18 protein-coding genes (1 of these 18 cut by a window edge) are annotated in these 22,836 nt (G+C 63.3%); 12 read left to right on the top strand and 6 right to left on the bottom strand.

What is annotated here, in order from left to right:
• The first annotated feature begins 22 nt into the window (after positions 1-22).
• The 8 genes from ABMA32_RS21835 to clpB all read left to right on the top strand — a co-directional run bounded on the left by ABMA32_RS21835 (position 23) and on the right by clpB (position 12,161).
• Positions 23-1,429, top strand: coding sequence for an adenylate/guanylate cyclase domain-containing protein (locus tag ABMA32_RS21835; protein WP_349015839.1), 1,407 nt, complete (start codon positions 23-25; stop codon positions 1,427-1,429).
• A 168-nt stretch (positions 1,430-1,597) separates the two neighbouring features.
• Positions 1,598-2,872, top strand: coding sequence for an aspartate kinase (locus tag ABMA32_RS21830; protein ID WP_349015838.1), 1,275 nt, complete (start codon positions 1,598-1,600; stop codon positions 2,870-2,872).
• Positions 2,873-2,959: 87 nt separating this feature from the next.
• Positions 2,960-5,230 (top strand): phosphoenolpyruvate--protein phosphotransferase, encoded by a 2,271-nt coding sequence (gene ptsP, locus ABMA32_RS21825; protein ID WP_349015837.1) that lies wholly within the window; start codon positions 2,960-2,962, stop codon positions 5,228-5,230.
• A gap of 42 nt (positions 5,231-5,272) precedes the next feature.
• Positions 5,273-6,166, top strand: a complete 894-nt coding sequence (locus ABMA32_RS21820; RefSeq protein ID WP_349015836.1) for a DMT family transporter — start codon at positions 5,273-5,275, stop codon at positions 6,164-6,166.
• A gap of 74 nt (positions 6,167-6,240) precedes the next feature.
• Entirely contained in the window at positions 6,241-7,314 is a 1,074-nt protein-coding gene (gene prfA, locus ABMA32_RS21815; protein ID WP_349015835.1) for a peptide chain release factor 1, read from the top strand.
• Entirely contained in the window at positions 7,311-8,165 is an 855-nt protein-coding gene (prmC, locus tag ABMA32_RS21810; protein WP_349015834.1) for a peptide chain release factor N(5)-glutamine methyltransferase, read from the top strand. The genes prfA and prmC overlap by 4 nt, the downstream gene beginning before the upstream one ends.
• 319 nt (positions 8,166-8,484) lie before the next feature.
• Positions 8,485-9,282 carry a DUF4167 domain-containing protein gene (locus tag ABMA32_RS21805; protein ID WP_349015833.1) on the top strand — a complete coding sequence of 266 codons (798 nt, stop codon included), beginning with the start codon at positions 8,485-8,487 and terminating at the stop codon, positions 9,280-9,282.
• A gap of 269 nt (positions 9,283-9,551) precedes the next feature.
• Positions 9,552-12,161, top strand: coding sequence for an ATP-dependent chaperone ClpB (gene clpB / locus ABMA32_RS21800; protein WP_349015832.1), 2,610 nt, complete (start codon positions 9,552-9,554; stop codon positions 12,159-12,161).
• 72 nt (positions 12,162-12,233) lie between these two features.
• Here the strand turns inward: clpB and ABMA32_RS21795 are convergent, their stop codons facing one another.
• Entirely contained in the window at positions 12,234-13,268 is a 1,035-nt protein-coding gene (locus ABMA32_RS21795; protein WP_349015831.1) for an aldo/keto reductase, read from the bottom strand.
• Between the two features lie 157 nt (positions 13,269-13,425).
• Here ABMA32_RS21795 and ABMA32_RS21790 point away from each other — a divergent pair, with 157 nt between their 5' ends.
• Both ABMA32_RS21790 and ABMA32_RS21785 read left to right on the top strand, forming a co-directional pair.
• Positions 13,426-13,995 (top strand): TetR/AcrR family transcriptional regulator, encoded by a 570-nt coding sequence (locus ABMA32_RS21790; RefSeq protein WP_349015980.1) that lies wholly within the window; start codon positions 13,426-13,428, stop codon positions 13,993-13,995.
• A gap of 76 nt (positions 13,996-14,071) precedes the next feature.
• Entirely contained in the window at positions 14,072-14,608 is a 537-nt protein-coding gene (locus ABMA32_RS21785) for a hypothetical protein (RefSeq protein ID WP_349015830.1), read from the top strand.
• 22 nt (positions 14,609-14,630) lie between these two features.
• On the opposite strand, the gene ABMA32_RS21780 is transcribed toward ABMA32_RS21785, so the two are convergent.
• The 4 genes from ABMA32_RS21780 to ABMA32_RS21765 all read right to left on the bottom strand — a co-directional run bounded on the left by ABMA32_RS21780 (position 14,631) and on the right by ABMA32_RS21765 (position 18,650).
• Positions 14,631-15,704 carry an SMI1/KNR4 family protein gene (locus ABMA32_RS21780; RefSeq protein ID WP_349015829.1) on the bottom strand — a complete coding sequence of 358 codons (1,074 nt, stop codon included), beginning with the start codon at positions 15,702-15,704 and terminating at the stop codon, positions 14,631-14,633.
• 30 nt (positions 15,705-15,734) lie between these two features.
• Entirely contained in the window at positions 15,735-16,781 is a 1,047-nt protein-coding gene (locus ABMA32_RS21775) for a cyclic di-GMP phosphodiesterase (RefSeq protein ID WP_349015828.1), read from the bottom strand.
• 229 nt (positions 16,782-17,010) lie between these two features.
• Positions 17,011-17,475 (bottom strand): DUF4411 family protein, encoded by a 465-nt coding sequence (locus ABMA32_RS21770; RefSeq protein WP_349015827.1) that lies wholly within the window; start codon positions 17,473-17,475, stop codon positions 17,011-17,013.
• A gap of 5 nt (positions 17,476-17,480) precedes the next feature.
• Complete coding sequence (locus ABMA32_RS21765; protein WP_349015979.1) at positions 17,481-18,650, bottom strand: ImmA/IrrE family metallo-endopeptidase; 1,170 nt, start codon at positions 18,648-18,650, stop codon at positions 17,481-17,483.
• 737 nt (positions 18,651-19,387) lie between these two features.
• Here ABMA32_RS21765 and ABMA32_RS21760 point away from each other — a divergent pair.
• Both ABMA32_RS21760 and ABMA32_RS21755 read left to right on the top strand, forming a co-directional pair.
• Positions 19,388-19,849: a hypothetical protein gene (locus ABMA32_RS21760; protein ID WP_349015826.1), complete on the top strand. Its 462-nt coding sequence runs from the start codon at positions 19,388-19,390 to the stop codon at positions 19,847-19,849.
• Between the two features lie 151 nt (positions 19,850-20,000).
• Positions 20,001-21,488, top strand: a complete 1,488-nt coding sequence (locus tag ABMA32_RS21755; protein ID WP_349015825.1) for a L,D-transpeptidase family protein — start codon at positions 20,001-20,003, stop codon at positions 21,486-21,488.
• A 57-nt stretch (positions 21,489-21,545) separates the two neighbouring features.
• Here ABMA32_RS21755 and ABMA32_RS21750 read toward each other — a convergent pair whose 3' ends face one another.
• On the bottom strand, positions 21,546-22,836 hold the 3' portion of the coding sequence (locus ABMA32_RS21750) for a M23 family metallopeptidase (RefSeq protein ID WP_349015824.1). The gene runs 671 nt beyond the window's last position; 1,291 of the gene's 1,962 nt are visible here — the last part of the coding sequence; the start codon falls outside the window, past its right edge — the gene reads right to left on this strand; the stop codon is at positions 21,546-21,548.

The following is a 22,836-nucleotide window of genomic DNA, read 5'->3' as shown; positions in this document are numbered from 1 at the left end:
ATCCGGCTCTCAGGGTGCTGTGATGAATGAAATCACGAATCTCTTCGCCTTGCTGCGTCAGTCCGCCGACGGGCCGACCGTCGATGCCATCGAGCGTCTGGTCGCCGAAGGCGTCGATCATCAGCTCTGCCGCGTCAACCCGCTGGCCTTCGCCGCAGGAAGGGGCCTCGATGAGGAGAGCACGATCGCCGCCTTCCTGCACGGCGCACGCATCGGGATGTTCGACATGGCCTGGAATGTCCTTTGCCCGGGTTGCGGCGGCGTGCTGGACACCAACGCCACGCTGAAGACCGTGCAGAAGGCGGAATATACCTGCGCGCTCTGCGCCGATTCCTACGAACCCACGCTGGACGAGATGGTGGATGTCACCTTCACGGTCAGCCCGCGCGTGCGTCGAATCGCGGCGCACGATCCGAAATCGCTGCCGCTGACGGAATACTACCGGCAGCTCTATTGGGGTTCGGGTGTCGATCTTCCCGAGAACTACAATGAGACGGTGGATTCCTTCGTCATCGATCATGTCGAACTCGCACCCGGCGAAAAGGGTGTGCTGTCTATCCAGCTTCCGCCTGAATTCGTCATCGTGTTCGAGCCGATTACCCACTCGGCGCAGTTCATCGACGTGAAGGGCGAGCCAACCCGCGAACGGCAGACCCTGTCGCTGACCTTCGACCGGGAGCATATGCACAACCAGACGCTGGAGATGCAGCCCGGACCGCTGCGCCTCAGCCTCGAGAATCGCACCGACGTGCGCGTTCTTCCCAGCATCTGCATTGCGGGCGAGGCCCTGCATGAAATGCTGGGCAAGCGCCAGCCCTTCCTCACGGCAAAGCGGCTTCTGTCCAACCAGACCTTCCGCGACCTCTATCGCACCGACACGCTCGACGTCGACCAGCGCCTCAAGATCACCAGCCTGACCTTCCTCTTCACCGACCTGCGCGGCTCCACCGAGCTTTACGAACGCGTCGGCGATCTCGTTGCCTTCGATCTGGTCAAGGCGCATTTCCACGTCCTGCAGGAGATCGTGGCGTCGGAGGCCGGCGCGGTCGTCAAGACCATCGGCGACGCTGTCATGGCGACCTTCCCGACGCCCGACCGCGCGGTTTCGGCGGCGCTTCGGATGCGTGAGGCTATGCGCGACCTCAACAGCAGCAACAGCCGCGAGGATCTCATCCTGAAGATCGGCCTTCACGAAGGCCCGTGCATCGCCGTCACGCTGAACGAGCGGCAGGATTATTTCGGCCAGACGGTCAATCTGGCCTCTCGCGTGCAGGGGCTTGCCGACACACAGGCGATCTTCGCCACTGGCCCGGTGGTCGAGGACCGAAAGACGGCGGAACTCCTGAAGAGCCACGCTCTTGCGCCCCAGTCCCGCAATGTCGCGCTTCGCGGAATTGAGCGCGAGGTACGCGTGTATGCGATTCCATAGCCAGCTTATCCCTTGCAGGGATTAAGCTTCTGCCCGTTTGGCGACCAAGCGCCCTTGCTTGCCGGTGCTCGATTGGATATGGAGGCCGCGCACATCCGGGAGCCATCTTCGGCCCCAGACTTTCAGGCAATTCCGGGGCTCCCGGCCCCGCCAGGGCATTCGGTTTCCATGGCGCGCATCGTGATGAAGTTCGGCGGAACCTCCGTGGCCGATATCGGCCGCATCCGCAATGTCGCGCGCCACGTCAAGCGCGAGGTCGATGCAGGCCATCAGGTCGCAGTCGTCGTTTCGGCCATGTCCGGCAAGACCAACGAGCTCGTCGGCTGGGTGCAGGACGCTTCGAAGGCCGAAGGTTCGAACTTCAACATCTACGACGCGCGCGAATACGATGCCGTCGTTGCGTCCGGCGAACAGGTCACGTCCGGCCTGCTGGCGCTGGTTCTGCAGTCCATGGGCATTCATGCCCGTTCATGGCAGGGCTGGCAGATACCGATCCGCACCGACAACGCGCATGGCGCGGCTCGCATCGAGGACATCGACGGCTCCTTTCTGGTCCAGCGCTTCGGCGAAGGCCAGGTCGCCGTCATCGCCGGTTTCCAGGGCATCGCGCCCGACAACCGCATCGCCACGCTTGGCCGCGGCGGCTCCGATACCAGCGCGGTGGCGATCGCCGCCGCCGTGAAGGCCGACCGCTGCGACATCTATACCGACGTGGACGGCGTCTACACGACCGACCCGCGCATGGAGCCCAAGGCGCGCCGCTTGCCGAAGATTTCCTTCGAGGAAATGCTGGAAATGGCCTCGCTCGGCGCCAAGGTGCTTCAGGTGCGCTCGGTCGAGCTTGCCATGGTTCACAAGGTGCGCACCTTCGTGCGTTCCTCTTTCGATGACCCGGACGCGCCGGGAATGGGCGATCTCTTGAATCCGCCCGGAACGCTCATTTGCGACGAGGATGAAATCGTGGAACAGCAGGTCGTCACCGGTATCGCCTACGCCAAGGACGAAGCGCAGATCTCGCTCAGGCGCGTGGCCGACAGGCCGGGCGTCGCCGGCGGCATCTTCGGGCCGCTGGCCGAGGCCAACATCAATGTCGACATGATCGTCCAGAACATCTCCGAGGACGGCAAGTCGACCGACATGACGTTTACCGTGCCTTCCGGCGACGTCGCCAAGGCGCTCGCCGTGCTTGAGAAGGTCAGGCAAACGGTCGGTTTCGACGTCCTCCAGCATGACGAAGGCATGTCCAAGGTCTCGGTCATCGGCATCGGCATGCGCAGCCACGCGGGCGTCGCGGCGACCGCCTTCCAGGCGTTGGCCGAGAAGTCGATCAACATTCGGGCCATCACCACGTCCGAGATCAAAATATCGATCCTGATCGACGGGCCCTATACGGAACTTGCCGTGCGGACTTTGCATTCCGTCTACGGGCTGGATAAGCACTAGCTTACACGGTTATTCTGTTTGCGCCGGAATCATCCGGCATCGGAGGTTTTGGGCGCGTTTTTGCCCTTGCCTATGGAGAGCCGCTTGATGCGTGACATGGCCTCAGGCCCGCGCGTTCTTTTGAAACGGCTCCGCGAGTTGATGGCGGAGGCGCTCGAGCCGCAGGAGCGGCTCGATCGTATCGTGCACGACATCGCCCAAAATATGGTTGCCGAGGTCTGCTCGCTCTATGTGCTACGCGCCGATTCCGTACTCGAGCTCTACGCCACCGAGGGTCTGAAGCGCGAATCCGTCCACCTTGCCCAGTTGAAGCTCGGCGAGGGTCTCGTCGGCACCATTGCGGCGTCGGCCCGCGCGCTCAACCTGTCGGAAGCCCAGCAGCACCCCGCCTTCGCCTACCTGCCGGAGACGGGCGAGGAGATCTACAACTCCTTCCTCGGCGTGCCGGTGCTGAGGGCAGGGCGCACACTGGGCGTGCTTGTCGTGCAGAACCGCACCCAGCGCCAGTACCGCGACGACGAGGTCGAGGCGCTCGAAACGGCCGCCATGGTGATCGCGGAGATGATCGCAGCCGGCGAACTGACGCGCCTCACGCGCCCTGGCCTCGAACTCGATCTGCGCCGCCCCGTCAGTTTCACGGGCATTTCCTTCAACGAAGGCGTCGGCCTTGGCCATGTCGTGCTGCACGAGCCGCGCATCGTCGTCACCAACCTCTTCAATGAGGATTCCGAAGAGGAGATGCGCCGGCTGGAGGCCGCGCTCGGCTCGCTGCGTCTCTCGATCGACGACATGCTGTCGCGCCGCGACGTCGCCTTCGAGGGCGAGCATCGCGCCGTCCTCGAAGCTTATCGCATGTTCGCCAACGATCAGGGCTGGGTGCGCCGGCTGGATGAAGCCGTGCGCAACGGCCTGACGGCCGAGGCGGCTGTCGAGAAGGTGCAGAGCGACATGCGCGCGCGCATGATGCACATGACCGACCCTTATCTGCGCGAGCGGATGAGCGATTTCGACGATCTCGCCAACCGCCTTCTGCGCATGCTGCTAGGCCGTAGCCCCGACGATGTCGCGGCGGCCTTGCCGAAGGATGCGATCGTCGTCGCGCGCTCGATGGGGGCTGCCGAACTGCTCGACTATCCGCGCGAGAAGCTGCGCGGTCTTGTGCTGGAGGACGGCGCCGCCACCAGCCACGTGGTCATCGTGGCGCGCGCCATGGGCATTCCCGTCGCCGGCCAGGTCAAGGGCGCGGTTTCCATGTCGGAAAACAGCGACGCCATAATCGTCGATGGTGATGAGGGCGTCATCCATCTTCGCCCGCAGGCCGACCTCGAAGCCGCCTATGCCGAGAAGGTGCGCTTCCGTGCGCGCCGGCAGGAGCTTTACCGCGAGTTGCGCAAGAAGCCGTCGGATAGCAAGGACGGCGTGCATATCGATCTTCTGATGAATGCCGGGCTGGCGGTCGACCTGCCGCAGCTTGCCGAATCGGGCGCGGCCGGCATCGGGCTTTTCCGTACCGAGCTGCAGTTCATGGTCGCATCGACCTTCCCGCGCGCCGAGGCGCAGGAAGGCCTCTATCGGGATGTGCTGGATGCCGCGCAGGGCAAGCCGGTCACCTTCCGCACCATCGACATCGGCGGCGACAAGATCCTCCCCTATTTCAAGAATATCGCGCATGAGGAGAACCCGGCGCTCGGCTGGCGCGCGATCCGCCTGACGCTTGACCGCCCCGGCCTCCTGCGCACTCAGATCCGCGCGCTGCTGAAAGCCGCCGGCGGGCGCGAACTGCGTCTCATGCTGCCCATGGTCACCGTGCTTTCCGAGGTCGCGCAGGCGCGCGACATCATCGACAAGGAAGTGCGCCATCTGTCCCGCTTCGCGCATCACCTGCCGACACGCCTCAAGCTCGGCGCGATGCTGGAGGTTCCGGCCCTTCTCTGGCAGCTCGACGAGCTGATGCAGGCCGTCGATTTCGTTTCCGTCGGCTCGAACGACCTGTTCCAGTTCGTCATGGCGGTCGATCGCGGCAACACCCAGCTTGCCGACCGATTCGACACACTGTCCGTACCGTTCCTGCGCGTGCTGAAGCAGATCGCCGACGCCGGCGCGCGCAACCATACGCAGGTCACACTGTGCGGCGAACTCGCCGGCAAGCCCATCTCGGCGATGGCGCTGATCGGCCTCGGTTTCCGATCCATATCCATGTCGCCGGCCTCGATCGGCCCGGTCAAGGCCATGCTGACCGAACTGCCCGTCGAGGAACTGACGAAGTTCTTCGACGAGAACCTCGCCGGCAACGCCGCCAACCTCCCCATGCGCGCGCTCCTGCAGGCCTTCGCCGACGACCGCGGCATACCTCTTTGAGAGACTAGCGGGAGTCTTTTCCCCGGAAATCGGACGGGAGTTATGCCGATCTATGAACTGGCAGCCGTTGGTGCCGCGACATGCTGGGCCCTCACCGGGATCATTGCTGCTGGTCCCGCCGGCCACCTCGGCGCATGGGCATTCAACTGGATAAGGCAGGTATCAGTCACCGTCCTGCTTGCTATCGTCATGCTGGCGACCGGCGTCTGGCACCAGTTGAACGTGGCGACCATCGGCCCGCTCGCCATTTCCGGCTTGATGGGTATCTTTCTCGGCGACACGCTGCTTTTCGCGACCCTGAATCGACTTGGTCCGCGCCGGGCTGGCGTGATTTTCGCGCTCAATGCACCCATGGCGGCTCTGCTCGGCTTCGTCCTGCTTGGCGAACGTTTGCCGGTGCAGGTCGTCGTTGGCATCGCGCTCACCGTATGCGGCGTGGTCCTCGCGATCATTTTCGGCAAGCGGCGTGACCAGCTTCACGCATGGGAAGCGGTCAAGGGGCCGCTCTGGATCGGAATACTCTTTGGATTGGGGGCGGCAGCGGGTCAGGCGGTCGGGTCGGTGATTGCAAAGCCGGTGATGGCGTCAGGTGTCGATCCATTCCTGGCTTCCATGGTGCGGGTAGGTGTGGCCGCCACCTGCCTCACCGTGCTGATGGTCCTGCCCATCCAGGTGGCGAAGCCAAAGGCGCCCGTGACGCCTGGAGTGGCGACCGTGACCGTCTTGGTGGGCGTACTGGGGCTCGGAGTCGGAATGACGCTTCTGCTCTTTGCTCTGTCGGGCGGCAATGTCGGGGTTATCTCGACGCTTTCGGCGACGTCGCCTGTCATCATCCTGCCCATGCTTTGGCTCAAGACCGGTGAGCGCCCTGCCGGCGGCGCATGGATCGGTGCCGTACTGGTCGCCATCGGCATGGGCATCATCTTCCTGCGTTGAAGGTCGTCGCCTTCGTTGAGGTTTGCGGCATTCTCGGCTAATGCCCTCGCTGTCTCTTTTGGGTACCAGACCTGATGATCTCTCTTCCCCGCGACCGTATGGACCAGCTCGTCAAGCGTTTCGACATGCTCGAGGCGCAGATGGCGGCCGGGCCGGATGCGGATGCGTATGTGAAGATGGCTTCGGAATATTCCGAGCTTCAGGACATCGCCGGCAAGATCCGCGAACTGTTCAAGGCCGAAGGCGAGCTTGCAGACCTCGAGGCCATGGTCGCAGACAAATCCACCGACGCCGAGATGCGGTCTCTTGCCGAGGCCGACCTGCCTGATGTCGAAAAGCGCATTGAGGCCTTGCGCCAGGACCTACAGATACTCCTCCTGCCGAAGGACGCTGCCGACGAGAGGAACGCCATCCTCGAAATCCGTGCCGGCACCGGCGGCGATGAGGCGGCGATCTTCGCCGGCGACCTGTTTCGCATGTACGAGCGCTACGCCGCCAACCAGGGCTGGCGCATGGAACTGATGTCGGCGAGTGATGGCGACGCCGGCGGCTACAAGGAAATCATCGCCAGCGTCTCGGGCAAAGGCGTCTTCGCCAAGCTGAAATTCGAATCCGGCGTGCATCGTGTCCAGCGCGTTCCCGCCACCGAGGCGCAGGGGCGCATCCATACCTCGGCCGCCACCGTGGCCGTCATGCCGGAGGCCGAGGAAGTCGACATCGAGATCAAGCCAGAGGATATCCGCATCGACACGACGCGGGCCTCCAGTTCGGGCGGCCAGCATGCCAACACAACCGAGACGGCGGTTCGCATCCTGCACATTCCGACCGGCATCATCGTCGTCCAGGCCGAGAAGTCGCAGCACCAGAACCGAGCCCGCGCCATGCAGGTGCTGCGCGCCCGTCTCTATGATCTTGAGCGGTCGCGTGCCGATCAGGAACGCTCCGACGCGCGCAAGCTTCAGGTCGGATCGGGCGATCGTTCCGAGCGCATCCGAACCTACAATTTCCCGCAGGGGCGCGTCACCGACCACCGCATCAACCTCACCCTCTACAAGCTGGACAGGGTGATCGAGGGCGAGCTTGACGAGCTGATCGATGCGCTGGTCGCAGACCACCAGTCGAAGCTTTTGGCGGCGGAAGGTTTGTGAAGCTTTCCGCCCTGCACGCCGAATCGCGCGCTTCCCTTGCGGAAGGCAGAATCAGCGATGCCGATCTCGATGCACGGTTGCTGGTCGAGCATTTTTCGCAGACGACCCGCACCGACGCCATCGCTCGTCCGGACCTGTCCGTAGCTGACGACAAGGTCGCAGCCGTACGCGCAGCCATCCTGCGCAGGCTTGCCGGCGAACCGGTTCATCGCATCATAGGCTTTCGCGAATTCTACGGCCTGAAGCTTCACCTTTCACCCGAGACGCTGGAGCCGCGTCCGGATACCGAAACGCTGGTCGACGCCGCGCTGGAGCGGCTGCGCCAGAGCCCCGCGAGCGATGGTGCTTTGCGCATTCTCGACCTCGGCACGGGCACCGGCGCGATCGCGCTTGCCCTGCTCGCGAACCTGCCGCAAGCCAGCGCCATAGCTGTCGATATCTCCGCCGACGCGCTGGCTGCCGCTACCCGCAACGCCTTGGAAAACGGGCTTTCCGGCCGGTTTCAGACCACTCTTTCAGACTGGTTCGAAAATATTTCCGGAACTTACCATGCAATTGTCTCAAACCCGCCTTACATAAGCACCGAAGAGCTTGTGACCTTGCAGGACGAGGTCAGGGAATATGATCCGGCAAAGGCCCTTGATGGCGGACCGGACGGGCTCGATGCCTACAGGTCGATAGCGGAAGGTTCGCGAAAGCATCTCGAGCAGGACGGGTTCGTCTGCGTCGAGATCGGTTATAGCCAGAAGGCGGATGTCATCAGCCTGTTCGAGGGCCGGGGCTATCGTCTTCTGGAAACAAGACAAGACTTTGGAGGTCGTGACAGGGTGCTGGTTTTCGCAGGAAGTTGACCCCAAGTTGACCACAAAATAGCCCGTGAACCTGTCATAAAAACCGCTTGGCAAGCTTTGCGAATGCAGCTAGGGTCCGGCCAACCGGATGAGACGAAGCAGGCAGTGCTGTCACCACCGGGTTTTTCCAAAAGGACAGTCTGCCTTCTTGCGATGACGACGCCTTAGCTTCGTGCAGGGGGATTGTCCGGCAGTTAAACACGTAACTGGAACGGAAGACGTGGCGCCGACGCAGACGCGGGCGAGCACCGTTAGATCAACATGGAACAGCGGGCTTCGTCGCTCCGCCTCCGATGCTTTGTAAACCCAAGAGAGACTGATGAGGCCACAACAGCAGAACAGGCGCATGCGCGGCCGTAATGGTGGCGGCAACAACAACAATAATAACAACAACAATAACAACAACCGCAGGGGCCCGAATCCCCTCACGCGCAACTACGAGAGCAATGGCCCGGACGTTAAGATTCGCGGCTCCGCGCAGCAGATCGCCGAGAAGTATGCCCAGCTCGCCCGAGATGCCCAGAGCTCCGGCGATCGCGTGATGGCCGAGAACTATCTCCAGCACGCCGAGCACTACAACCGCATAATCGCGGCCGCGCAGGCGCAGATGCCGATCCAGAACGTTCAGCAGCAGCGCGACCAGTCCGACGAGGACGATGAGGAGCGCGATGAGTTCGACGCCGGGAACAATCCCGGGCAGGCCGCGCAGGCCAACCAGGGTCAGCCGCAGGGCGGCAATGGCGACTATCAGCAGCCGCAGCAGTTCAACGCGGGCTCCGAAGCCGGTTCCGGCCCGCAGCCCGAGATAGAGGGCATGCCGGCCGAGGTTGCGCTCAATCCGGAAGCGGCGGGCGAAGGCAACGGCGCTCAGCGCGAACGTTCCTTCAATGGCAACAACGGAAACGACGGTGAAGGCCGAGAGGCCGGTCGCCGCAGCAGGCGTCCCCGCCGTGGCGAGCGCAGCCGGCCGGATACCAATGACAGTGCCGACGACACGGTTGCGACCGAGGGTCTTGCGGCGACGCTGTCGCGCGGCGCTTCGGCGGCAGTCCCGCAGGAACAGCCGGCCGCACCGCAGGCCGGCGGCGACCCGGCGTTGGCCGACGCCGACAATTGATACGCGACCCGTAAGGGTTTGGGGTGGTGGTCCGGGCGGCGGAGGCGAAAGTCTCCGCCGCTTTTTCTTTATTGACCAGGGTCAAGGCATCTTGAGGGAATAGGGAGATATACCCATATCGGGCGGAGCATGATCCCGAAAAGTGGGAACCGGTTTTCGGATAAGATCATGCTAAAACAGACAATAAGGGCCCTGCTCCGAAGGAGGGGGTCCGTCAACCAGCCTGACCGGCGCCGCGAAGCGGGCCGAGAGATGGATAGGAGACAGATATGGATATTGAAAAGTACTCGGAGAGGGTGCGCGGCTTCATTCAGTCCGCGCAGACCATGGCTCTCTCCCGCAACCACCAGCAGTTCACCCCAGAGCATCTTCTGAAAGTCCTGGTCGATGACCAGGAGGGTCTTGCCGCGTCGCTCATTCAGCGCGCCGGCGGCGACGTGAAGGCCGTGCAGATGGGCGTCGAGACGGCGCTCAATGCGCTGCCGAAGGTCGAGGGCGGCAATGGCCAGCTCTATCTCGCGCAGCCGCTCGCCAAGGTGTTTTCCACCGCCGAGGAAATGGCGAAGAAGGCCGGCGACAGTTTCGTCACGGTCGAACGCCTGCTCACCGCGCTCGCGGTCGAGAAGTCGGCCAAGACGTCGGACATCCTCGCCAAGGCCGGCGTCACCGCGCAGGCGCTCAACGCCGCGATCAACGATCTGCGCAAGGGCCGCACGGCCGACACCGCGTCGGCCGAGCAGGGCTACGACGCGTTGAAGAAATACGCGCGCGACCTCACGGCTGACGCCAGAAGCGGCAAGCTCGATCCGGTCATCGGCCGCGACGACGAGATCCGCCGCACGATCCAGGTTCTCTCGCGCCGCACCAAGAACAATCCCGTCCTCATCGGAGAGCCCGGCGTCGGCAAGACCGCCATCGCCGAAGGCCTCGCGCTGCGCATCGTCAATGGCGACGTGCCCGAGAGCCTGAAGGACAAGCAGTTGATGGCGCTCGACATGGGCGCGCTGATTGCCGGTGCGAAATATCGCGGCGAGTTCGAGGAGCGCCTGAAGGCCGTCCTCAACGAGGTCACCGCGGCTGCCGGCGGCGTCATCCTGTTTATCGACGAGATGCACACGCTGGTCGGCGCAGGCAAGGCCGATGGCGCGATGGATGCGTCCAACCTCCTGAAGCCCGCGCTTGCGCGCGGCGAGCTGCACTGCGTCGGCGCGACCACGCTCGATGAGTACCGCAAGCACGTCGAGAAGGATGCCGCACTTGCCCGTCGCTTCCAGCCCGTCTTCGTCGACGAGCCCACGGTAGAGGACACCATCTCCATTCTGCGCGGCCTGAAGGAGAAGTACGAGCAGCACCATAAGGTTCGCATTGCAGACTCCGCGCTGGTCGCGGCTGCGACGCTGTCCAACCGGTACATCACCGACCGCTTCCTGCCCGACAAGGCGATAGACCTCGTCGACGAGGCCGCGTCGCGCCTGCGCATGCAGGTCGATTCTAAGCCGGAAGAGCTGGACGAGATCGACCGCCGCATCATGCAGCTCAAGATCGAGCGCGAAGCGCTCAAGCTGGAGAAGGACGACGCCTCGAAGGATCGCCTCGTGCGCCTCGAGAAAGACCTCGCCGACCTTGAGGAAGAATCCAATGCGCTCACTGCCAAGTGGCAGGCCGAGAAGCAGAAGCTCGGCCTCGCCGCCGACCTCAAGGGCAAGCTGGAAGAGGCGCGCAACGAGCTCGCCATCGCGCAGCGCAAGGGCGAGTTCCAGCGCGCCGGCGAGCTTGCCTATGGTACGATCCCGGAGCTTGAGAAGCAGTTGCGCGAGGCCGAAGCCGGCGGCGACAATGGCGGCATGCTGCAGGAGACGGTGACGCCCGACAACGTCGCGCAGATCGTCTCACGCTGGACGGGAATCCCCGTCGACAAGATGCTCGAAGGCCAGCGTGAGAAGCTGCTGCGCATGGAAGACGAGATCGCCAAGCGTGTCGTCGGCCAGGGCGAGGCGGTTCAGGCCGTGTCGAAGGCCGTGCGGCGTGCCCGTGCGGGCCTGCAGGACCCGAACCGGCCGATCGGCTCGTTCCTGTTCCTCGGCCCCACCGGCGTCGGCAAGACCGAACTCACCAAGGCGCTCGCGAACTTCCTGTTCGACGACGAGACTGCGATGGTGCGCATCGACATGAGCGAGTTCATGGAGAAGCATTCCGTCGCCCGGCTCATCGGCGCTCCTCCCGGCTATGTCGGTTACGAGGAGGGCGGTGCGCTTACCGAAGCGGTGCGCCGGCGTCCCTATCAGGTCGTGCTGTTCGACGAGATCGAGAAGGCGCATCCGGATGTCTTCAACGTTCTGCTGCAGGTGCTGGACGACGGTCGCCTGACCGACGGACAGGGCCGCACGGTCGATTTCAAGAACACGCTGATCATCATGACGTCCAATCTTGGCGCGGAGATACTCGTCAATCTCGGCGAGGACGAGGACGTGCAGTCGGTGCGCGATCAGGTGCTGGCCATCGTCAAGGCGAGCGTCAAGCCGGAGTTCTATAACCGCATCGACGAGATCGTGCTGTTCCACCGCCTGCGCCGTCAAGACATGGGCCGCATCGTCGAGATCCAGCTCAAGCGGCTGGAGAAGCTTCTGGAGGAGCGCAAGATCACGCTCGACCTCGATCCGGAAGCGATCGACTGGCTTGCGAACAGAGGATACGACCCGGCCTATGGCGCGCGTCCGCTGAAGCGCGTCATCCAGAAGGAGCTTCAGGACCCGCTGGCGGAGAAGATCCTGCTCGGCGATATCAGAGATGGTTCCGTCGTGAAGATCACGGCCGGCTCCGACCGTTTGAACTTCCGGGCAAAACCCTCAGTGGTAAACGAAGAATCCGAAGCGGCCTGACCGCCCAGGCAAGACTGAAGAAGAGGGCCCCGCTGAAAGGCGGGGCCTTTTCGTATCATCTTATGTGGCGTGTTAGGCGGCCGCCCGTTCATCCACTGGCCGACGGCGTCGCGACGGCTGCGAAATCGCCGGGGGTTGATATGCCGCGCGCTCGAGCGGAGCGACATCCGTGCCGGGCGGGACGATCTCGTCGATGCGGTCGAGGACGTCGTCGCCGAGCCTCACCTCCGCTCCGGCGAGCAGGCCATCGAGTTGATCCATCGTGCGCGGGCCGATGATGGCTGACGTCAGCGCGGGATGCGCCACCACGAAGGCAAGCGCCATGTGCATCAGCGAAATGCCGGCGCTTTCCGCCAGCGGAATCAGTTCCTCGACCGCGTTCAGGCTCGCCTCGTCTGACATCGCCTTCGGGAAGAATTTTACGCGCAATGAGTCCGGCTGTTCCTTGCCCTTTCGATATTTGCCGGTCAGCATGCCCTTGGCCAGCGGGCTCCATGCCAGCACGCCCATGCCGTAGCGCTGGCAGGTGGGAAGCACCTCGCGCTCGATCGAGCGATTGAGGATCGAATAGGGCGGCTGTTCGGTGCGGAAGCGCGCCAGCCCGCGCCGTTCAGCCGTCCACTGCGCCTCCACAATGTCGGAAGCGGGAACCGTCGAGGCCCCGAATGTGCGGATTTTGCCAGCCCGCATCAGGTCGGTGAGAACCGAGAGCGTCTCCTCGATATCGGTATCGGGGGCCAGGCGGTGGATCTGGTACAGGTCGATGTAGTCGGTCTGCAGGCGCTTGAGCGAATCGTCGACCGCGCGCGTGATCCAGCGTCGTGAACCGCCTTGCATGTTGGGGCCATCGCCCATTGGAAGCGCAGCCTTGGTGGCGAGCACCACATTGTCACGCCTGCCTTTCAACGCCTTGCCGACGATCACTTCCGACTCGCCCTGGCTGTAGGCGTCGGCGGTGTCGACGAAGTTTATACCGAAGTCGAGCGCCTTGTGGACGATGCGAATGCCCTCGTCATGGTCGGGATTGGCTATCTTCCCGAACATCATGGTGCCCAGGCAATAGGCGCTGACCTGTATGCCGGTCTGGCCGAGCGGACGATATTGCATGTGTGTCTCCTTGAACGTCTGGCGACATTCCGTGGAATGTCATATATAAACGGAACGGGCGTCCATTTATATGGAACATTGTTCCGTTTATCAAGGGGGGTGTGTTTTGGAGAACGATTCCGGCGTCAATGACGCTCGCGACGAGCACGATCGCCCGATGCGCGCGGACGCGCGCCGCAACGTCGACGCGCTCCTGCAAGCGGCGATGACCGTGTTCGGGACGTCGGGTGTGGATGCGCCAATGCGCGCGATCGCGTCGGCGGCGGGGGTTGGCGTTGGCACGTTGTACCGGCATTTTCCCCAGCGTTCGGATCTCATCAAGGCGATCATCCAGCGGGAGGTCGACGACTGCGTGGAGGCAGCCGCCAGCCTGAGCCAAGTCCTGCCGCCGGGCGAAGCGCTCGCGGAATGGATGAGCCGTCTCGTGGATTTTGTCAGCATCAAACGGGGTCTGGGCCCTGCGCTTCATTCAGGCGATCCGGCCTATCAATCGTTGCCGGACTACGTTCAGGGGCAGCTTGTCCCCGCGCTGCGCCAGCTACTGGATTCCGCTTCTGCGTCCGGCGAAGTCCGGGGCGATGTCGACGCGCGTGAGTTGCTGTTTGCCGCGCTCAGGCTGGCGACGCCGGCCAGCGACGGCGGGGCCGACGAGGCACGGCGGATGGTGATGCTGCTCGTCGACGGCCTGCGTTTTCGGGCGGCGCCAAGCACTTCCTCTTTACCGTAAGTTACTTCCGCCCGTTCGCTCCGCCATGCCAATTCCAGGTGCTCGCCTCTGGAAACGGCGATGACGGAGGTATGGAATGCAAAATCTCTCGAAACTCATCGCGGCGGCTTCGCTGTCGCTCTCATGCGCCACCGCAGTCTGGGCGCAGCAACAGAACCCGCTTCCGCTCGCCACCGACCAGCTTGTCCGGTTCGGGCCCGACATCGAGGGCTGGACCGTCTACGCCAACAAGACGCGCGGGGATTGCCTGATCGTCAGCTCCTTCGGTCCCGCCTCGGTGCAGATGGGCGTCGCGGCGGATGACCAGGCCATCGGCTATCTTGGCGTCTTCACCACACTGGATATCGGCATCCAGAACGGAGCTAATGAAATCTTCGTCGAAATCGGTGGCAAACTCTACGCCGGCGTCGTCACGACCACGACCGGCCAGCTGAAAGGCGGATATTCCGGCGGCTACATCCTGACAGACGATCCTGGTTTCAAGCGCGCCGTGGCCAAGCAATACACGATGACCGTCTTCCCGCAGACGGCGGGCGCGTTCGTCGTCGACCTGACCGGCACCTACAAGGCCATGGCGGCGGGCAAAAAATGCCTCGCCGAACAGACGGGCTGACACCGGAAAAGCAGGCCGGCCCTCAGCGAAACAGCTTCCGGACCATGCCGAACAGCGAGCGCTCGTTACCCGCCGGCGCATTGACGGCATCCGGTGGCGGTGCGTTCGCGCTCTTCATGAACGCTTCGATCCACGGGAAAACGCTGATAGCCACCTCGGTCACCCGGCCGTCATTGGCATCGAAGCGAAAGACCGGGCTGTCGCTTCGCTTGCCGGCCAGGATGAACTCCGGATGCCTGCCGTCAGCCAGGCCGATGAAGATCGCGTCCTGCGGCACCGGATCGTCGTCCTTCCGCTCGCCCGCGAAGATGCGTTGGCGCGCCAGCCGGTCGATTGCGTCGAGCCGGTCCGCGTAGGCGCCGCTATCGCCGCCGCCCACCCGACGACCCGACAGCAGCAGAAAGTCGTGGTAGGTCGCCGGCAGCGGCCCGAAACGCGCTTCCAGCGCCCTGAGCCGTTCAGGCGGCACCCCTGCGGAGAAAGGCGCTTCGTCCGGCGGAAGGAAATAGCTGCCCTTCCGCGCCTCGGCCCTGCGTCGGTTGAGTTCCACGGCGCCGATCCAGGCGGGGCGCTTGCGCCTTCCGACGGGCTTTTCCCCATCCGCATGAGCAGGCGGCGACAGGTTGAGTTTTTCCCACAGGAAGCCGCTGCTGTCGTAGTCGCTGTAGGCCTGGCCCATCGCGATCTCGACGTGGTCGTGGGGCAGGCCATAGTCCAGGAGGTAGGCGATCCTCAGCGCCGCGCCTTCAGGGCTGGGATCGGTCTTTCTCCACAGCGGCGATTGCAGCCATGTCAGCAGGCCGCGTTCGTCGCCGATGCCGAAGACACGGCGGCAATAGCCGGCCCAGTCCTCGTCCGGTTGGGGAGGCAGGCCGGCACGCGGACCATGGGCCAGCGGCGGCAGCCCGCCTCCATTCCCCGCCGCGACGCTTTGCGGCGACGCAAACGCGCCCATGCTCTCGTCGAAACCCAGCCCGCCGCCCGCCCTGATCGCCTGCGCATTGAGCACGAGATGCCTGCCGAGGAGGACCAGGTTGTCTTGCCGGTGGTCCCATCCTCCGCCAAGGAGATTGTGGTGGACGTAGCGGTCGCTCATAGGGCCTGCCGTCTGGATCGCATGCAAACGTTACGCGGCGAAGCCGGGGGAGGCGAAGTTGAAATCGTCCAGGTCCGCCTGGGTCAGCCCAGCCGTCCCGTCAGCTGCCTGCGTTCTGTCTGGTGTGACCATTCCCGCGTCAGTCCCCCGAAGGCCGATGCAATTGAAGAACTTTTTCAGAAGCATTTCGTCGAAATGACCCGTCCATGTCGCCATCATCGCCGCTGCGGTTTCCGGCGCGAAACCCCGCTTGTATGGCCGGACGGACGTCAAGGCGTCGAAGACATCGCAAATTGCGACGATCCGACCCGCCGCCGAGATTTCGTCGCCCTTCAGGCCAGTTGGGTAGCCGCTCCCATCCAGCCTCTCGTGATGATGAAGGCAGGCTTTCCCGACGATGTCAGGGAGGCCGCTTCCTTTCGCCAGAATCTCATACCCTCTGCTCGGATGGGTCTGCATGACCGCCGCCTCTTGGGACGTGAGCATCCCGGTCTTGGCGAGGATCGCAGTCGGAATGCGAACCTTTCCGATATCGTGCAGAAGGCCGCCAATACACAGGATCCGGACCAGATTCGCGTCGAGCTTCAGATGTCGCGCGAACAGGCCGACAAGCGCGCAGACAGCTATCGAATGCTGAAAGCTGGTCTCATCCTTCGTCTTGAGCTTGGTGAGGTTCAGAATCGTTGCAGGGCGCGTGCACACGAGCTGATCGACGACATCCACGACCGCCTCGACCTGCTCGCGGTCGATGCCTGTCGGCGACAAGGCGCTGCTGAAGATCGAGCGGACCATCCCGGTCGCCTGTGTCAGTGTTGCCCCGCCGTTGCCCGACGCTGCCGCGCTCTGCCGGGCGTTCGGCTGCCCGGGCTTAGCATTGGCGGGCCCGATTCCCTTGGACAGGTCGATGATCAGGGTGCTCACCGAACTTTCGCGAAGCGCTTTCAGCTCAGTCGCACTGCTCAGCTTGAACTGGCTCAGCGCGAAGGGACTGTTTAGCCATTGATTGCCAAATCCATGGATGAACATGCCGACGCGGGCGTCATTCTTGTCGATCTCGAGAAGCGTGGCGTTCGTCATGCAATGCTTGCCTGCTGGCGATAAGGGCCGAAATAGCGGAAGCGGTCCAATCCTCGCACGAGGCGTCCGACGGGTGGCAAGTATAAGCCTGAAGAATTAATGCCCGTTGAATGACGGCTGCGTGAGGGCTTGCAGGGTAGTGTTGCGCGGCTTGCGACTGGCTTCGCTGGGCTGAGATCCGAAACTATGTCCGCAACCCACGCTAGATCCGCATCAGGCGTAAGCGCGGCTAGCCGATCATCCAGTCTTCGGCGTCGAATAGCTGCATCAGATTGCAGTAGGGCACGGCCATATCCTGACAGACACCGGGGATCTTGCGGAGGCTGTTCGGTCCCGTCTCCTCCGTAACGACAGTGTGACCGTGATAGCTTGCGGTGGCGATTACGAAGCTGTCGGCCGCAAATTTCTCTTTGCCGGCCATCGCTAGGCCCGTGTATTTGTTGAGCACGACTTGAACGTTCCTCTGGACCGACTCGTCCGGCGCGATGAACATGTGATTCCGCTCTCTGAGCCACGCATACAGCTCCGGAGAGCGCTTCTCGCATTCGGCCAGCACCAGCGTCGATGACACCATACGACCCTCGCCGATCAGCCCGTCAAACTGCACCCACAGCTTTGGGAAGCGCTTCGGCTTATACCGCTCATACCAGGCGGCGATCAGCGCCGATGTGTCGATACAATAGATCGTTGGCACGCACGCTACCCTGTCAGCCCGAAGGCCGCGCGCTCGATATTGGGAACGGCGGTGACTTGCATGTTGAGGTGGTTGGCAACATCGCGCAGCGTCAGCGCCCGATCATAGTAACCTTGGAACACCAACTGGGTGAAGTTGCGGCCGAGTTGGCTGAGAACAACCAGGTGGCGCTCTGGTCCGCCGCTGCTTCTTTTGTCCGCCAAAGCGTCGTACTCGGCTTGGAAGCTGGCTCGCCGGCTTTCATAGAATGCTTGGGTGGTCCGTCCGAGCGTTAGCAGTCGGCGCAGCACGACTTCACGGCTGACTCCAAACCGACTGGCGAGGGCAGCTAGCTCCTCGTCATCCCAGGTGATGGCGTTACCTTTGGCGCGCACCAACTGCTCGCTGAGCAGCCATTCGGCCGGGACGAGGGTCGCTCCGGCGACGGCGTTGCAGAATTGCTCGACGATGGCGCTCGCCGGCTGGGGCGCAACAAAGTCAATACCACTGATGCCGCTGGCGCGAACGACAAGGTGGCTGAATTCGTGCAACAGCGTAAATGTCCGCCCGTTGGTGCGATCTTTGGAATTGATCAGTATGATGGGCAACTGAGTCTCGGCGATGGCGACGCCGCGCATTTCGGTTAGTGCCAGGCGTGGCACCATGAATACCAGCACGTCCTTGCTCTCGATCGCCGTGCGCCAGTTGTCGAACGCTTTCGCACGCCAACCCTGTTGGCCAGTCCGGGTCACTCCGAGATATTCGCGAATAGCAGAGGCGATCTTTTCCACGTCGTCATTGACGGTCGCCTGCAACCTAAATTCTTGGATCGGTTCGCCAACGTCCCTGTGCAGCTCGAGCGCCAGTTCGCGGCGTTCTTGGGCTTGGCGGATGGACCACTCAAGGCCGGACTTGAAAGCGTCCTCGGGCGTCTCCCGCAAGCGGCGGAAATCCTGGATAGGCTGGAAACCTTTAGGTGGCTCGTCGAGATAGAAGATCGCAGGCGCGCGCTTATAGAAATTGGCGGCGGTGAGAAATTGGGGGAAAGTGAGATATTTCTCGCCGGCCTCGCATGCGAGCAGCTTGTTGACACTCACGCCAATGCCTTCGGCGGCCGCCTCGGGGCTGAGGCGGGCCTGCTCCCGAGCCCATCGCAGGATGGCTGGGTTGATCAGTGCTGGCGTACTCTTGGTCATGGTCAAGTTTACTCTAACACAGCTGTCAATATGATCGATGTGGGCTTTTAAATGGTAACTAAATTTGCTCGATAGGTGGCGCTTACACTGCAAACAGCCATTTGGCGTCAAGCCTCTGTCATCCTAACCGCAACTGCCAAAAGCGGACAGCAGGAACCCACCCCGATGCCGTCATGCTCATCCTACCTCACCCACCCAAAACGTGAGGTGATTTTCCCACCCTCCACTCTCGCCAGCAAAAATTCCCCAACCCTCTCAACCCCTTGGCGCTTTCCTCAAAAAAAATCCGCGCCCCTTTTCTTCACACCCATTTCCCCTCCCGCATAATTCGCTCACCGCCCTCGCGGGAGCCCGGGTCATGAACCGGATGACGGGGAGGGTGGCGGTGTCCGGGCCGGCAGCGCCGGAGCTGATCGCGAAGGTGGGAAACCGCCTCTGGCGATCATGCTCCATCGGTAGCGCGGTTTAGGGAGTCGATCCCCAAGACCCGGGCCCCGGTGATGGTCAGCGGTGGAGGCGCGAATGCCAAGTCCACCCCATCGTCACCGGAGGTGAAAGCGCCGGCGGACGCCGACGACCGCGCCGCATTTTCATATGAGTGAGGCGCGGTTCCTGTGTCCGCCTCCCACTTGCCTGTCTTCCGCTTGCCGTCCGCTTTTGCGGCGGCAACACGTTTTCGCGCGCCCATGCCGGACCGAACCCGACCATCGAAACCGGCCAGCCCAGAGGAGCAAGCCATGCCAAAGACAAGAAAGGCCACTGCCGGAAAACCGCCGCGTAAATCTCGGGCTGCGTTCAGGGAAACCGTGGAGGGGGTGGAAAGAGGCCCGTTCGCATTTCGCGACATGATCGCGGCGATGACGTGGCAGCCTGCGCTCCGCTTCGCACTTGCCATCGACGGCGCACCGGCACGCTGCCCGCGGCGCGCCTGCCAGATGGATGGTCAGTGCCATCTGACCATCGCCGGAGCGCCGCCGCTGTCCTGCGGCGGGGGGCTTTCCGACGAGACGATGCTGCGCGCAGCGCAGATGTCCGTGTTCGCCTGCGCGGCGGTGGACAATTTCGTCGACCTGCTTGTGCCGGCACTTCCGCAGATCGCCGATGGCATCTGCAAGCTCATCGACGAACTGGACCCTAAGACCAGGCAGGAGATCGCCGACGCGCTGGCCGAGGCCGCTTCCGGCGGCGGGAGGCGATGACGGACGCCCGGCCGCGCCATCTTCATGCCCCGTTCATGTTGCAACCGATAGCCTTCGAATCCATTCCTGCGTCAGCTTCGGCCCGTAGGGTGCGCCTGGCGGGGGCTTAAGAGTGGAAGATGGACGGATAATTGGACGGACAGAGGACAGTATGATCCGCAGTACAATCGCGCTTCTGGCGTTTTCGGCCGGCCTTGCCGCCTTCTGCGCGCCGGCTTCCGCCTCGGCTTTTGCCGGCGACGCTCGGCCCGCGCCGCGCATCGCGGCCGAGCGCATCCAGCTCGCGCAGGATGGCGATGTCGAGATTTATTACGACGAGTTCGGTCGCCGTGTCATCGTCGATGCCTATACCGGCGAGGTCATTGCCGTGCAGCGCCCACGCAACAACGAGCGCCGTCAACGCCGCGAGCAGATGCTTGAGCGCCGCGACGCCATGCGTGGCGACCAGGAGCGCTACTATCTGGACGACCCGCGCGACATGGAGCGGCTGCGCCAGCAGAAGCTGCGCGACGCCGGCATCATTCCCGGCCCGCCCGTCGACGATTATCAGGATTATTCGCGCGAGTTTCCCGGGGGAATCGACGACTATCCCGAAGCGCCTCGCCGCGCTTTCCCCGACGAGCCGCCGCCGGATGTCTACGCCCGTGAGCCGGCTCCCGGTTCCCAGGGGTCCATCGAGCGCCGACCGCTCGACAATGCCGCGCGCGAGCCGCAGGAGCCGGCCGTCGCCGAAGTCCCTCAGCCCGCCACGCCCAATATCGTCGAAGGGGCCATCGATCCATCGTTGAAGCTCGGCCAGCGCGAGGATGTCGCCGCGCTGCAGATCCTGCTCGACCGTCGCGGTGCGTCGCCCGGTGTCATCGACGGCCGGTTCGGCTCCAATGTCGACAAGGCCATCGTCGCCTATCGTTCGATCAACAGCGACAACCTCAAATCCACCGACTCCGAGGGAATCAAGAAGGCGCTGGCCGAATCGGGCGGCGACCCCTTCATCAATTATACGATCACCGCATCCGACGCGGCCGGGCCTTTTGTGGCCTCGGTTCCGTCCGACTATGGCGAGAAGGCCAAGCTCGACAAGATGAGCTACACCTCGGTTTCCGAGATGCTGGCCGAGCGTTTCCACATGGACGAAGCCTATCTGAAGGCGCTTAATCCGCAGGCCAATTTCGGCCGGGTCGGCACCATTATCCGGGTCGCCAATATCGGCCAGCCGGCGACGCGGCAGGTGACGCGCATCGTCGCCGACAAGGGCAAGAAGCAGGTTTTCGGCTACGACGCGGGCAACAAGCTTGTCGTGTCCTACCCGGCGACGATCGGCTCCACCGACACGCCGTCGCCGACGGGCACGCATGCGATCTCGCGCGTGGTTCTCGATCCCGACTACACCTACAATCCGAATCTCAACTTCAAGCAGGGCGAGAACACCAAAATCCTGACCATTCCGCCGGGACCTAACGGGCCGGTGGGTAATGTCTGGATCGCGCTCGACAAGCCCACCTACGGCATCCACGGCACGCCCGACCCTTCCAAGATCGGCAAGACCGAGAGCCACGGCTGCGTACGCCTCACCAACTGGGACGCGCAGGAACTCGCCAAGCTGGTCAAGCCCGGCGTGCCGGTCGAGTTCGTGGAGTAGGGGAGGCGAATCAAGAAGGCGCCTCGCGGCGCCTTTCACTTTCGGAGGACAGGCTGCTCAGCCGCCGAGCTTGGCGCTCGCCATCTTCATCGAGTTGCCGTCGCCGTCCTTCAGCAGCTCGTCGATGCGGGTCCGCTCGCGCTTGAAGGCTTCGAGCTCCTTGTTCTTCAGCACCTTGCCAACCGGCAGGCGCACGCGCATCGGGTCCACCTTGCGGTTGTTCACGATAAGCTCGTAGTGCAGGTGCGCGCCGGTCGACAGGCCGGTCGATCCGACATAGCCGATCACCTGTCCCTGGCGGACACGCGCGCCCGCCTTGATGCCGTCGCCGATGCGGCTCTGGTGGTTATAGGATGTCTCGTAGCCGTTGGCGTGGCGGATGATCGTCTGCTTGCCGTAACCGCCGGCCCAGCCTGCCTTCTCGACAACGCCGTTGCCAGCCGCGATGATCGGCGATCCCGTCGGCGCGGCCCAGTCGACACCGGTATGCATCTTCGTATAGCCGAGAATCGGGTGCCTGCGGCTGCCAAAGCCAGAGCGGAACTTGCCGTTGGGCAGCGGATTCCTCAGCAGGAACTGTTTGGCGCTCCGCCCGTCCTCGTCGAAATAGTCGAAACTGCCGTCTTCCATCTGGAAGCGGTAAAGGTTGCGCGTATTGCCGCCGAACGTCGCGGAGACGAAGAGCAGTTCCGAATCGTCCGACACCTCATCGTTGCTGTCGGGCTGCGAGAAGAGGACCTCAATCGTATCGGCGGGTTTCAGGCGGGACTGGAAATCGACATCCGACGCCAGCAGCTTGACCAGTTGCTGGGTCAGGCGTTTCGACATGCCGTAGGAATAGGCTGTGCGATAGATGCCGTCATAGACGGAGGGCAGGTTTCCTCGCACCGCAGGCTTCGGGCGGTTCTCGTCGAATGCGGTAAGCAATTCCGGGTTCGGCTCGGGCTCTGCGGCCGGGACGAACTGGCCCCTGTCGTCGAGCGCGATCGAGACGAGGTGGGTCTGACGATCGTAGACGCTGGTGCGCACGACCTTGGCGACCTCGCCCTTGACCTCGAGCCCGACGCGCAGGACCGTTCCGGCCTTCAGCGCCGTGGCATTCAGCAGCTTGGCGATGGCGTCGGCCATGCCGGTCGCGTCCTCGCCGGCGTAGCCTGCGTCCTCGAAGGCCTTGTCCACCTTGCGGTCGACTGTGAAGGGAATGATGTCCTCGGCGTATACGACGCTCTGTTCCTCGAAATCCGTCCGCGCCGTGACCGACACGTTCTCGGGAACGATCTTCACGCCGTAGGAAGCATTGAGCGCCTGGTTCGCGAGGGTGTCGCCGAAGCGCTCCGGCACAATGTAA

The organism is Mesorhizobium quangtriensis, assembly GCF_040081925.1.
GTDB classification, from domain to species: Bacteria; Pseudomonadota; Alphaproteobacteria; order Rhizobiales; family Rhizobiaceae; genus Mesorhizobium_K; species Mesorhizobium_K quangtriensis.
The sequence above is the reverse complement of the archived record's forward strand: the minus strand, read 5'-3'. Positions and strand labels throughout refer to the sequence as shown.

Coding starts and splice junctions, on each gene's coding strand:
- ABMA32_RS21835 (WP_349015839.1), top strand. CDS start 23: ATGAATGAAATCACGAATCTCTTCGCCTTGCTGCGTCAGTCCGCCGAC.
- ABMA32_RS21820 (WP_349015836.1), top strand. CDS start 5,273: ATGCCGATCTATGAACTGGCAGCCGTTGGTGCCGCGACATGCTGGGCC.
- ABMA32_RS21755 (WP_349015825.1), top strand. CDS start 20,001: ATGATCCGCAGTACAATCGCGCTTCTGGCGTTTTCGGCCGGCCTTGCC.
- ABMA32_RS21805 (WP_349015833.1), top strand. CDS start 8,485: ATGAGGCCACAACAGCAGAACAGGCGCATGCGCGGCCGTAATGGTGGC.
- ABMA32_RS21785 (WP_349015830.1), top strand. CDS start 14,072: ATGCAAAATCTCTCGAAACTCATCGCGGCGGCTTCGCTGTCGCTCTCA.
- ABMA32_RS21775 (WP_349015828.1), bottom strand. CDS start 16,781: ATGACGAACGCCACGCTTCTCGAGATCGACAAGAATGACGCCCGCGTC.
- ABMA32_RS21790 (WP_349015980.1), top strand. CDS start 13,426: ATGCGCGCGGACGCGCGCCGCAACGTCGACGCGCTCCTGCAAGCGGCG.
- ABMA32_RS21830 (WP_349015838.1), top strand. CDS start 1,598: ATGGCGCGCATCGTGATGAAGTTCGGCGGAACCTCCGTGGCCGATATC.
- ABMA32_RS21780 (WP_349015829.1), bottom strand. CDS start 15,704: ATGAGCGACCGCTACGTCCACCACAATCTCCTTGGCGGAGGATGGGAC.
- prfA (WP_349015835.1), top strand. CDS start 6,241: ATGATCTCTCTTCCCCGCGACCGTATGGACCAGCTCGTCAAGCGTTTC.
- ptsP (WP_349015837.1), top strand. CDS start 2,960: ATGCGTGACATGGCCTCAGGCCCGCGCGTTCTTTTGAAACGGCTCCGC.
- ABMA32_RS21765 (WP_349015979.1), bottom strand. CDS start 18,650: ATGACCAAGAGTACGCCAGCACTGATCAACCCAGCCATCCTGCGATGG.
- ABMA32_RS21760 (WP_349015826.1), top strand. CDS start 19,388: ATGCCAAAGACAAGAAAGGCCACTGCCGGAAAACCGCCGCGTAAATCT.
- ABMA32_RS21795 (WP_349015831.1), bottom strand. CDS start 13,268: ATGCAATATCGTCCGCTCGGCCAGACCGGCATACAGGTCAGCGCCTAT.
- clpB (WP_349015832.1), top strand. CDS start 9,552: ATGGATATTGAAAAGTACTCGGAGAGGGTGCGCGGCTTCATTCAGTCC.